Here is a 10,830-nt window from a genome sequence, read left to right on the forward strand (position 1 = left end):
GTTTTCAAAGATCATGTGCACCTCAGCAGTGCTCATCTATATTACCAAATCATTCCTCTTTCGTCAAATGTTTTTTTGACTTTTTTTCATCTTTTTTACTGTATACGCTTACATCACTGCTTTTAAAAAAACTGACATAAGTCAGTCTCTTACTCGCAAATCAATTCTTCAATTTTTGATTCAAAAATATGATGACATAAAGCAATTACTCTTCCAACACCAAGTACCGCAATTACAGTACCTATTCCTACGCCAACAATTTGATGCGCAATAAATATACTTATACACAATGTTATACATAAATTAAAACAATCAAATAGATTTTTGGTTAAACCTACACTCTTATTAAATCTTTCAGCTAATGCCTGCACTATCCCATCACCTGGGTTTGGCACAAGTTGCATACTCAATGACATGGCTGCTCCTATACCTGTACAAATTATCGCAAAAGCTTAAACTATAAAACGTATTCCTAAATTTTGTGAAGTTGGAATATATACGGAAAATATATTCAATAAACGTGTAAACACTAAACTTAGTGGCAACTGTAATACATCAGACACTATTTTATTATTCTTTTTTAACTTTACATGAATTCCTATTTGTACAACGACAAATATGGCATATACCACAAAAGTTAAATCGCCAAAATTATATCCAGTTATCTGCGATATACTATAGGGTACTGATATTATTGGAGACACGCCTAGATTGGCCTTTATGTTTAACGTTAATCCCAACGCTAACACAAGCATTCCTATCGCATAAACAATAAATCGTCTAGTTCTCTTATCCAATCAAATCATCCTTTCAAAAAAGTAATGTTATTCTATCAAAAGTATTGTATTTTTCACAAGTTTATTTATATTTTCATAAATCTGAAATTATAAGCCAAAAAGTCAGAACCTAGATTCTGACTTTCATTAATTATGCAATCGCTTTAAATGCTTCATCCAAATCTTGAATAATATCATCGATGTTTTCACATCCAATACTTAAACGAATTGTATTCGGACGAATACCTTGATCAAGCAATTCTTCTTCAGTACATTGTGAATGTGTTGTTGTTGCTGGATGAATGACTAAAGATTTAACGTCTGCAACATTTGCCAATAAAGAGAACAATTCAAGGTTATCAATAAAATCTTTGGCTTTTTGTGCATCACCCTTAATATCAAATGTAAAGATAGATCCACCACCATTTGGAAAATACTTTTTATATAATTCTTGTTGTTTAGGATCTGTAGAAACACTTGGATGAGATACACTTTCTACTTGAGGATGATTATTTAGATATTCAACTACTTTTAATGCATTATATGTATGACGTTCTACACGTAATGATAATGTTTCTAATCCTTGCAAGAATAAGAATGCATTGAAAGGAGATAATGTAGCTCCAGTATCTCTTAAAAGAATAGCACGTACCTTAGTAACGAATGCTGCAGCTCCACAAGCTTGTGTAAAACTAATACCATGATAGCTTGGATTTGGTTTTGTTAATGAATCAAATTTACCGCTAGCTTCCCAATCAAATTTTCCACCATCAACAATTACACCGCCAATACTTGTTCCATGTCCACCAATGAATTTTGTAGCTGAATGAACCACGATATCTGCACCGTATTCAATTGGTCTTACTAAATATGGTGTTGCGAATGTATTATCTACCACTAATGGGATTTTGTGTTTATGAGCGATCTTTGCGACAGATTCAACATCTACTACATCCGAATTTGGATTTCCTAATGTTTCAATATACAAAGCCTTTGTCTTTTCGTTGATTGCACTTTCAACTTCTTCTTCATTAAAAATATCTACAAAGTTTGTTTCAATCCCATATTGAGGCAAAGTATGCTCAAACAAGTTGAATGAACCACCATAAATATTTTTAGCTGAAACAATATTATCTCCATTTTGAGCTAAGTTCAAAATTGTATATGTAACGGCTGCTGCACCAGATGCTACAGCTAATGCAGCTACACCACCTTCAAGGGCCGCAATACGCTTTTCAAACACATCCTCAGTTGGATTTGTTAAACGGCCATAAATATTTCCCGCATCACTCAATCCAAAACGTGCGGCTGCATGATCACAATTTCTAAATACATATGATGATGTTTGATAAATAGGAACTGCACGTGCATCTGTAGTTGGATCTGGTTGTTCTTGTCCAACATGTAATTGTAATGTTTCGAATTTAAAATTTCGTTGATCTCTAGTTAATTTTGACATAATCATATCTCCTTAATTCATACTATTCTTATATGTTTTGTATGATAAAATAAAATAGCCATGATGTCAATGATAAATGTAATTTTTTACATTATATTTACATTTGTTTCATATCAAAACAAAAAAAGACCGATACAAAATGTATCAGTCCTTAGTTTCTATAAGTTTAATTAAGCGTCAATTTCAGTAACGTTACCAGCACCTACAGTGTGTCCACCTTCACGGATAGAGAACTTAGTACCAGTTTCGATAGCGATTGGAGCGATCAATTCAACGTTCATAACAACGTTGTCACCAGGCATTACCATGTCAGTTCCTTCTGGCAATGTGATTACACCTGTAACGTCAGTTGTACGGAAGTAGAATTGAGGACGGTAGTTAGAAACGAATGGAGTGTGACGTCCACCTTCTTCTTTAGTTAAAACATAAACTTGTGCTTTAAATTTAGTGTGAGGGTGTACACTTCCAGGTTTAGCTAATACTTGTCCACGTTGGATTTGGTCACGTGCAATACCACGTAACAATGCACCAATGTTGTCACCTGCTTCAGCAACGTCTAATTGTTTGTGGAACATTTCCAAACCAGTTAATACTGTTTTTTGAGTGTCTTTGATACCAACGATTTCAACTTCGTCGTTTAAGTGAGCTTGTCCACGTTCAACACGTCCTGTAGCTACTGTACCACGACCAGAAATTGTCATAACGTCTTCGATTGCCATCAAGAATGGTTTATCCATTTCACGAGCTGGATCTGGTACCCAAGTATCAACAGCATCCATCAATTCGTAAATTGATTCTTCGTATTTTGGATCTCCTTCAAGAGCTTTTAAAGCAGAACCACGGATAACTGGAGTTTCGTCTCCGTCGAATCCATATTCGTTTAATAATTCACGAACTTCCATTTCTACTAAGTCGATTAATTCTTCATCATCAACCATATCGCATTTGTTTAAGTAAACAACGATATATTTAACACCTACCTGACGTGCTAACAAGATGTGTTCACGTGTTTGAGGCATAGGTCCATCAGATGCAGCAACTACTAAGATTGCTCCGTCCATCTGAGCAGCACCAGTGATCATGTTTTTTACATAATCGGCGTGGCCTGGACAGTCAACGTGTGCATAGTGACGTTTTTCTGTTTGGTATTCAACGTGTGCTGTGTTGATAGTGATTCCACGTTCTTTTTCTTCTGGAGCACCATCGATTTGGTCATAAGCTTCAGCTTTAGCCATACCTTTTTTAGCTAATACTGTTGTAATAGCTGCTGTTAATGTTGTTTTACCGTGGTCAACGTGACCGATAGTACCAATATTAACGTGAGTTTTACTTCTGTCAAATTTTTCCTTAGCCATTTATAATTTCCTCCTAAATGCTAACATATTTCATACAATAAATATTGTATTTCAGAACCAAGCGAAAATCAACTAGTTTTCGCTTGAATTCTCTTTAATAATTTTTTCTGCAATACTCTTTGGAACTTCTGAATAGTGGTCGAACTTCATAGAGTAGTTTCCACGTCCCTGAGTAAAGCTACGTAAGTCTGTAACATATCCGAACATTTCTGATAATGGAACATGTGCACGAACAATAATGGCATTTCCACGTTCTTCCTGCTCAGTGATTTGTCCACGACGACTTGAAATGTCACCCATAACGCTACCTAAGTATTCACTTGGTGCAGTTACTTCTACGAACATGATTGGTTCTAGAATAGCAGGTTTACATTTTTTTCCAGCTTCTTTCAATGCCATACTTGCGGCAATCTTATAAGCCATTTCACTAGAGTCGACATCGTGGTATGATCCATCAAATAATGTAGCTTTGATATCAATTACTGGGTAACCTGCAACCATACCATTTTCCAATGCTGCTTCCAAACCTTCTTGAGTTGGTTTGATATATTCTCTAGGTACGCTACCACCAACGATAGCATCAACGAATTCAAATCCTTTTCCTTCATTTGGTTCGAATTTGATCCATACGTGACCATATTGTCCACGACCACCTGACTGACGGATGTATTTTCCTTCACAATCAGCAGCCTGACGAATTGTTTCACGGTAAGCAACTTGTGGTTGACCAACATTTGCTTCAACTTTAAATTCACGACGTAAACGGTCAACAATGATATCCAAGTGAAGTTCACCTACACCGGCAATGATTGTTTGTCCTGTTTCTTCGTTTGTATATGTTTTGAAAGTAGGGTCTTCTTCTGCAAGTTTTGCAAGAGCCAATCCCATTTTGTCTTGGTCAGCTTTTGTTTTTGGTTCCAAAGACAATTCGATTACTGGTTCAGGGAATTCCATAGATTCAAGAATGATTGGGTGATCTTCATCACACAATGTATCACCTGTTGTAGTAACCTTTAAACCAACTGCAGCAGCGATTTCACCTGAGTAAACTTCAGTGATTTCTTTACGTGCATTGGCGTGCATCTGAACGATACGTCCGAAACGTTCTTTTTTATCCTTAGTTGAGTTTAATACATAGCTTCCTGCTTTTGCAGTACCTGAATAAACACGGAAGAAAGATAATTTTCCAACGAATGGGTCTGTAGCGATCTTAAATGCTAATGCAGAGAATGGTTGATCATCACCAGGGTGACGAACATCTGGTTCTCCATCTAATGTAGTACCCTTAATTGAAGGTACATCTAATGGACTTGGTAAGTAATCTACTACTGCATCCAATACTAATTGAACACCTTTGTTCTTATATGCAGATCCACATAATACTGGGAAGAAGTCACCATTACATACGGCAATACGTAATACACGTTTGATTTCTTCGATTGAAGGTTCTTCACCTTCTAATACTTGCATCATGAAATCTTCATCATAATCTGCTAAGTAATCTAGTAATTTAGCACGGTATTCTTCCATAAGATCTACCATATCTTCTGGAACTGGGATTTCAGTAATAATACGTCCATAATCTCCACTAAATTCGTAAGCTTTTCTCTTGATAATATCAATGATAGCTTCGAAGTCTGATTCAGCACCGATTGGTAACTGAATTGGACAAGATTTAGCTCCTAAACGATCGATGATTGTATTGCATGACATTAAGAAGTCAGCACCTGTAGCATCCATTTTGTTACAGAATACAATACGTGGAACGTTATATTCAGTAGCTTGACGCCATACAGTTTCAGTTTGAGGTTCAACACCTGCTTTAGCATCTAATACTGTTACGGCACCATCTAATACACGTAAACTACGTTCAACTTCTACAGTGAAGTCTACGTGGCCTGGTGTATCGATGATATTGATACGGCATTCTTTACCAGTTCCGTCTGTCTTTTTCCAGTGAGCTGTTGTAGCAGCAGAAGTGATTGTAATACCACGTTCTTGTTCTTGCTCCATCCAGTCCATTGTACTAGCTCCATCGTGTGTTTCACCAATCTTGTGGTTTACACCAGAGTAGTAAAGAATACGTTCTGTTGTTGTTGTTTTTCCGGCATCAATGTGAGCCATGATACCGATGTTACGAGTTTCGTGTAAAGCATAGTCTCTAGGCATATTTCTTTACTCCTTCTCTTACCAACGGTAGTGAGCATAAGCCTTGTTAGCTTCTGCCATTTTGTGAGTGTCTTCACGTTTTTTAACACTGGCACCAGTTCCATTAGAAGCATCAATAATTTCAGCTGCTAATCTCTGTTCCATTGTTTTTTCGTTACGCAAACGTGCGTAGTTTACAATCCAACGAAGTCCTAAAGTCAAACGACGTTCGTCGCTTACTTCAACTGGTACTTGGTAGTTGGCTCCACCTACACGTCTAACTTTCAATTCCAATTGAGGCATAACGTTTTCTAAAGCTTGTTCGAAAACCTCCATTGGTGCTTTTCCTGTTTTTACTTCTACGATTTCAAACGCGTTGTACAAAATAGTTTGTGCAACCCCTTTTTTACCATCAATCATGATTTTGTTGATCAAACGAGTAACCAACTTAGAGTTATAAATTGGGTCGACTAGTACGTCACGTTTCGCAATGTGTCCTTTTCTAGGCATCTAATTTCCTCCTTTCACGATTGATCTATTTCTTAGGTCTTTTAGTTCCGTATAATGAACGAGATTGTTTACGGTCATTTACACCAGCACAGTCCAAAGTTCCACGAACGATGTGGTAACGAACACCTGGTAAGTCTTTAACACGTCCACCACGAATCAATACAACACTGTGTTCCTGTAAGTTGTGTCCGATTCCTGGAATGTAAGCTGTAACTTCCATACCATTACTTAAACGAACACGCGCATATTTACGAAGTGCTGAGTTTGGTTTCTTAGGTGTCATAGTACCAACACGAGTACAAACTCCACGTTTTTGTGGACTTGATTGGTTTGTTGGTTTAGACTGCAATGAGTTGTAACCACGATTCAAAGCTGGAGACTTTGAAACGTTTTGACTGGCCTTACGACCTTTACGAATCAACTGGTTGATTGTAGGCATAAGATCCTCCTTTCAAAATTTTCAATTTCCAAGCAAACGAAGCCGGGTGGGTCTTGCCCATCCATTAAATATAGGCTCTTTTCAGAACCTATTTTCGCATGCAACATTAAGATACAGTATTCCACATGATTTGTCAATTCTTTTTTATTAATTTTTTATAATAATTTTTTTTCGCATTCCCCCTTCATTAAAGTATAATATAGACAAGAATAGAGGTATGTTTATGAAACACAAAATTGTATTTTTCGACATGGACGGAACACTTTATCAAACCGAAAATGACATCATTCAAGAAAGTGCATTGGATGCCATTCAAACATTAAAAGATAAAGGATATATTGTTTGTGCGGCTACAGGTCGTCCTTTAAACCAGATGAAACTTATTTTACAACGCGTTCAATTTGATTTTTACGTATTGATCAACGGAAGCTATATATTAGACAAAGACTTTCAAGAAATTGGAAGTTATCCAATCTTACAAGAAAACGTTAATGACTTAGTTAATTTCAGCAAAAAATATGAAACGGGTCTAATGTTCCACTTTGGAGATGCCACATACATTTATAACAACTTCTACCCAATGTATGATTTCTGCAAATACTGTAATGTACTCGATTCATTATTCTATGATCCTAGTCAATCTTATCATTTAAGACACAAAGCCTTTAATGCCGTAGTCCTTACTAAAGATAAAAAATTAGTGGATCAATTCATGGAATCCCACCCTAATTTAAGAAATGATCTAATCAACGTTAAAACCGATGGATTCTGCTTTGATATCTTCAATACGGATAACGATAAATCAAAAGGTATTGAAATGATTCTAGAAAAAACAGGATTAACATGGAAAGATGCCATCTGTTTTGGAGACAGCACAAATGATATCCACATGTTAAAGAAAGCGGATATCGGTGTTGCGATGGGTAATGCGAGCGATTATGTAAAAAGCTATGCTAATTTTGCCACAACATCTACATACGATAACGGTATCTATAATGCAGTCACAAAAATATTAAAAGACGAATAAAACATTAAAAGACATCATCCCCAATGAAATGATGTCTTTTTTAGTATCATAATAGTATCATTTGAAAATATAACGATTAAACAAACAGAAAAAAAGCCTCTATCCGAAGACAAAGGCTTTAATTACTTATTAAGCTTAAATTACTTAATTTCTACAGTAGCTCCAGCAGCAACTAATTTTTCTTTAATTGATTCTGCTTCTTCTGGAGATACGTTTTCTTTAATAGCAGCTGGAACACCATCTACTAATTTCTTAGCGTCAACTAATCCTAAACCAGTGATTTCACGTACGGCTTTGATTACAGCAACTTTTGTTCCACCAACATCTGTTAATGTAACAGTTACTTCGCTAGGTCCTGCAGCTTCTTCAGCAGCAGCAGCTGGAGCAGCAACAGCAGCAGCAGCTACTACACCAAATTTTTCTTCGATTGCACTTACTAAGTCGTTTAATTCTAAAATTGTTGCTTCTTCTAAATAAGAAAGAATTTCTTCTTGAGTTAATTTAGCCATTTTATTTTCCTCCTATAATTAATTACGCAGCAGCTTCTTCTGTAGCTGGTGCTTCTTCTGTTTTTACAGATCCGTTTTCTTTAGCTTCTGCCAATGCTTTAACAGTCATAGCAAATTTGATAACTGGAGCATTTAAGCAAGATGCGAATTTAGCCAACATACCTTCTTTGTTAGGTAATGCAGACAATTTTTGGATAGTAGCTTCGTCTACCATAGCTCCATCCACGATACCAGTTTTTAATACTAATGCATCATGATTTTTAGCGAATTTAGCTAATACACGAGCAGGAGCAACTGGATCTTTACCAAATGCCAATGCGTTAGGTCCAACTAAAGTTTTTGCGAAATCTTCGTGACCTAATTTTTCAGCTGCACGACGAGCGATTGCGTTACGGTAAACTTTGAATTCAACGTCTTCTTCACGCAAAGCACGACGAAGTTCTGTTACTTCCTTTACTGATAAACCACGGTATTCTACTAATACAACACTACTAGCAGCTTCCATTTTTTCAGATAAGGCGATAACGTCAGCTTCCTTTTGTGCAAGGATGTCTTTGTTCATTCGATCCACCTCTTCTTTCATCTATTGTAACAATATTCAAAAGAAAAGCCCGCATCAAAGACGGGCTAATTGTGCAAAGTCAATGCATCATACCCTCGGTAACATGATTAAGCATACGCCGTTACTGTCTTTGGAATATTGATAACAATCTGTAGTTTAATTTATTTTACTAGATTTGTCAATTACTTAACGATTTCAACGTGGATTCCAGGACCCATTGTTGTTGAAACTACTAAGTTTTTCATGTATGCACCTTTTACAGTTGTAGGACGAGCCTTAGCAATTGTATTGAAGATTGCATTGAAGTTTTCAACTAATGCTTCATCTGTAAAACTTGTTTTACCGATAGCTAAGTTGATGTTTCCTTCTTTGTCTACACGGTAAGTAACTTTACCTTTTTTGATTTCATCAATAGCCTTAGCAACATCCATTGTTACTGTACCAGTCTTAGGGTTTGGCATTAATCCTTTAGGACCTAAAACACGTCCTAAACGTCCTAATTGACCCATCATATCTGGAGTAGCTACTAATACATCAAAATCGAACCAACCTTTAGAGATTTTTTCGATAATATCTGCACCACCAACGAAATCAGCACCAGCAGCCTGAGCTTCTTTTTCTTTTTCGCCTTGTGCAACTACACAAACGCGTTGTGTTTTACCAGTTCCATTAGGTAATACCATTGCCCCACGGATTTGTTGATCAGCGTGACGAGGGTCTACGTTTAAACGGAAACTTACTTCAACACTTGCGTCGAATTTTGTTTTACTAGTTTCTTTAGCTAATTTAACAGCTTCTTCAATTGAATAAGTTTTTGAACGATCAACTAATTTAGCTGCTTCAGCATATCTCTTACTTACTTTTGCCATTATTGATGTTCCTCCTATTCAAATCCTTCAACCTTGATACCCATGTTACGTGCAGTACCAGCAACAATACGCATTGCAGCTTCTACATCGTTGGCATTCAAGTCTGGCATTTTGTACTCAGCAATTTCTTTTAATTGATCAACTGTAATTGTACCAGCAACTACTTTTTGATCTCCACTTGCTTTTTGTACGTTTGCTGCTTTTTTCAATAAGTTAGCAGCAGGTGTTGTTTTCAACACGAAATCAAAACTCTTATCTTCATAAGCAGTAATGACAACTGGAACAATATCACCTTTACGATCTTTTGTTGCATCATTGAAAGCTGTACAGAACTGAGGCATGTTGATACCAGCACTTGCTAATGCTGGACCTGGTTTAGCTCCACCAGCTTGGAACTGCAACTTACAAACTTTTGTAACTTTTTTCTTGCTCATAAGACGTTCCTCCTATATTTTGTCCTATGCTGTGGTAATACGAACAGTTACGCATTCTCCCACGCATGCCTATTTAATATACACCACTATAATCTGTGATGCAAGCGACTTTTAAAAAAAATTAGAGCAAATCATTGATTCTCTCTAATCATTTACATCCTCCTTCATACGAAGAATCGATTTCTTAAACTTATCCATCTTCTTCTGCGCTCTTTCATCATCATGATCATATATTTCACTTCTTAAATCCGATTGAAATTCATAAATATCCGACTGCATATCTGACCATACATCATATATATCCGATAAACAATCTGACCAGTCATTGTAAGCATCCGAACTTACATCACTCCACACATCATAGTCTTCTGTATCATATGCATCCTTAATAATTCCATCATAATATATATCATACATATCTTTTACAGTCTTATCATATATCTCATACAAAGCCTTACCCGCATCTTCATATATGTACTCATAGATGCCACTCAAATCTTTATACTTCACTTTATATGATGCACCTTCACTCATAATCAATTCAGCATATTTATACGCATACTCCCTCAATCGTATCGACAACAACTCCGTTTGTTTTAAAGCATCATCGTAATACGCCTTTACCTTATCTACATTTTTAGTATATGAATTATAATCTGTTCTATTAATCTACAATCGTGTGGTTGACAAATCCTTTATTTACGGGTATATCTAGTTCTTTCAAGGATCAAATGCCTTAATA

At 36.3% G+C, this 10,830-nt stretch carries 12 protein-coding genes and 1 other annotated feature; of the genes, 1 reads left to right on the forward strand and 11 read right to left on the reverse strand.

Annotated features, from left to right (window positions below):
• Nucleotides 1–149: 149 nt before the first annotated feature.
• From Q0F04_RS10095 to rpsL, 6 genes are all read right to left on the reverse strand, one after another.
• Nucleotides 150–443 carry a DUF6198 family protein gene (locus tag Q0F04_RS10095; RefSeq protein WP_366510389.1) on the reverse strand — a complete coding sequence of 98 codons (294 nt, stop codon included), beginning with the start codon at nt 441–443 and terminating at the stop codon, nt 150–152.
• Between the two features lie 484 nt (nt 444–927).
• Nucleotides 928–2,235, reverse strand: a complete 1,308-nt coding sequence (locus Q0F04_RS10100; RefSeq protein WP_366510388.1) for an O-acetylhomoserine aminocarboxypropyltransferase/cysteine synthase family protein — start codon at nt 2,233–2,235, stop codon at nt 928–930.
• A gap of 170 nt (nt 2,236–2,405) precedes the next feature.
• Complete coding sequence (tuf, locus tag Q0F04_RS10105; protein ID WP_295752943.1) at nt 2,406–3,590, reverse strand: elongation factor Tu; 1,185 nt, start codon at nt 3,588–3,590, stop codon at nt 2,406–2,408.
• A gap of 72 nt (nt 3,591–3,662) precedes the next feature.
• Nucleotides 3,663–5,759 carry an elongation factor G gene (fusA, locus tag Q0F04_RS10110; RefSeq protein ID WP_295752946.1) on the reverse strand — a complete coding sequence of 699 codons (2,097 nt, stop codon included), beginning with the start codon at nt 5,757–5,759 and terminating at the stop codon, nt 3,663–3,665.
• Between the two features lie 18 nt (nt 5,760–5,777).
• The gene (gene rpsG / locus Q0F04_RS10115) at nt 5,778–6,248 is read right to left on the reverse strand and encodes a 30S ribosomal protein S7 (protein ID WP_003866299.1); all 471 of its coding nucleotides are present in this window, start codon (nt 6,246–6,248) and stop codon (nt 5,778–5,780) included.
• A 25-nt stretch (nt 6,249–6,273) separates the two neighbouring features.
• Nucleotides 6,274–6,687, reverse strand: coding sequence for a 30S ribosomal protein S12 (gene rpsL / locus Q0F04_RS10120; protein WP_117573318.1), 414 nt, complete (start codon nt 6,685–6,687; stop codon nt 6,274–6,276).
• 223 nt (nt 6,688–6,910) lie between these two features.
• On the opposite strand from rpsL, the gene Q0F04_RS10125 reads away from it, so the two are divergent.
• Nucleotides 6,911–7,714 carry an HAD family hydrolase gene (locus Q0F04_RS10125; protein ID WP_295752948.1) on the forward strand — a complete coding sequence of 268 codons (804 nt, stop codon included), beginning with the start codon at nt 6,911–6,913 and terminating at the stop codon, nt 7,712–7,714.
• A 140-nt stretch (nt 7,715–7,854) separates the two neighbouring features.
• Here the strand turns inward: Q0F04_RS10125 and rplL are convergent, their stop codons facing one another.
• From rplL to Q0F04_RS10150, 5 genes are all read right to left on the reverse strand, one after another.
• Nucleotides 7,855–8,223, reverse strand: coding sequence for a 50S ribosomal protein L7/L12 (gene rplL / locus Q0F04_RS10130; protein WP_003866295.1), 369 nt, complete (start codon nt 8,221–8,223; stop codon nt 7,855–7,857).
• A 22-nt stretch (nt 8,224–8,245) separates the two neighbouring features.
• Entirely contained in the window at nt 8,246–8,785 is a 540-nt protein-coding gene (gene rplJ, locus Q0F04_RS10135; protein ID WP_295752950.1) for a 50S ribosomal protein L10, read from the reverse strand.
• A gap of 32 nt (nt 8,786–8,817) precedes the next feature.
• Nucleotides 8,818–8,937, reverse strand: a sequence feature (ribosomal protein L10 leader region).
• A 30-nt stretch (nt 8,938–8,967) separates the two neighbouring features.
• A complete protein-coding gene (gene rplA / locus Q0F04_RS10140; protein ID WP_003866293.1) occupies nt 8,968–9,654 on the reverse strand; it encodes a 50S ribosomal protein L1 in 687 nt (228 codons plus the stop codon).
• Nucleotides 9,655–9,668: 14 nt separating this feature from the next.
• Entirely contained in the window at nt 9,669–10,088 is a 420-nt protein-coding gene (gene rplK / locus Q0F04_RS10145; RefSeq protein WP_003866292.1) for a 50S ribosomal protein L11, read from the reverse strand.
• A 144-nt stretch (nt 10,089–10,232) separates the two neighbouring features.
• Nucleotides 10,233–10,622 (reverse strand): hypothetical protein, encoded by a 390-nt coding sequence (locus Q0F04_RS10150; protein ID WP_295752953.1) that lies wholly within the window; start codon nt 10,620–10,622, stop codon nt 10,233–10,235.
• Nucleotides 10,623–10,830: the final 208 nt, after the last annotated feature.

Source organism: uncultured Holdemanella sp. (genome assembly GCF_934772795.1).
Classification (GTDB): domain Bacteria; phylum Bacillota_I; class Bacilli_A; order Erysipelotrichales; family Erysipelotrichaceae; genus Holdemanella.

Bases quoted from the DNA above. Each gene is read 5' to 3' on its own strand.
- Q0F04_RS10100 (WP_366510388.1), bottom strand. From the start codon at position 2,235: ATGTCAAAATTAACTAGAGATCAACGAAATTTTAAATTCGAAACATTA.
- tuf (WP_295752943.1), bottom strand. From the start codon at position 3,590: ATGGCTAAGGAAAAATTTGACAGAAGTAAAACTCACGTTAATATTGGT.
- fusA (WP_295752946.1), bottom strand. From the start codon at position 5,759: ATGCCTAGAGACTATGCTTTACACGAAACTCGTAACATCGGTATCATG.
- rpsG (WP_003866299.1), bottom strand. From the start codon at position 6,248: ATGCCTAGAAAAGGACACATTGCGAAACGTGACGTACTAGTCGACCCA.
- rpsL (WP_117573318.1), bottom strand. From the start codon at position 6,687: ATGCCTACAATCAACCAGTTGATTCGTAAAGGTCGTAAGGCCAGTCAA.
- Q0F04_RS10125 (WP_295752948.1), top strand. From the start codon at position 6,911: ATGAAACACAAAATTGTATTTTTCGACATGGACGGAACACTTTATCAA.
- rplL (WP_003866295.1), bottom strand. From the start codon at position 8,223: ATGGCTAAATTAACTCAAGAAGAAATTCTTTCTTATTTAGAAGAAGCA.
- rplJ (WP_295752950.1), bottom strand. From the start codon at position 8,785: ATGAACAAAGACATCCTTGCACAAAAGGAAGCTGACGTTATCGCCTTA.
- rplA (WP_003866293.1), bottom strand. From the start codon at position 9,654: ATGGCAAAAGTAAGTAAGAGATATGCTGAAGCAGCTAAATTAGTTGAT.
- rplK (WP_003866292.1), bottom strand. From the start codon at position 10,088: ATGAGCAAGAAAAAAGTTACAAAAGTTTGTAAGTTGCAGTTCCAAGCT.
- Q0F04_RS10150 (WP_295752953.1), bottom strand. From the start codon at position 10,622: ATGAGTGAAGGTGCATCATATAAAGTGAAGTATAAAGATTTGAGTGGC.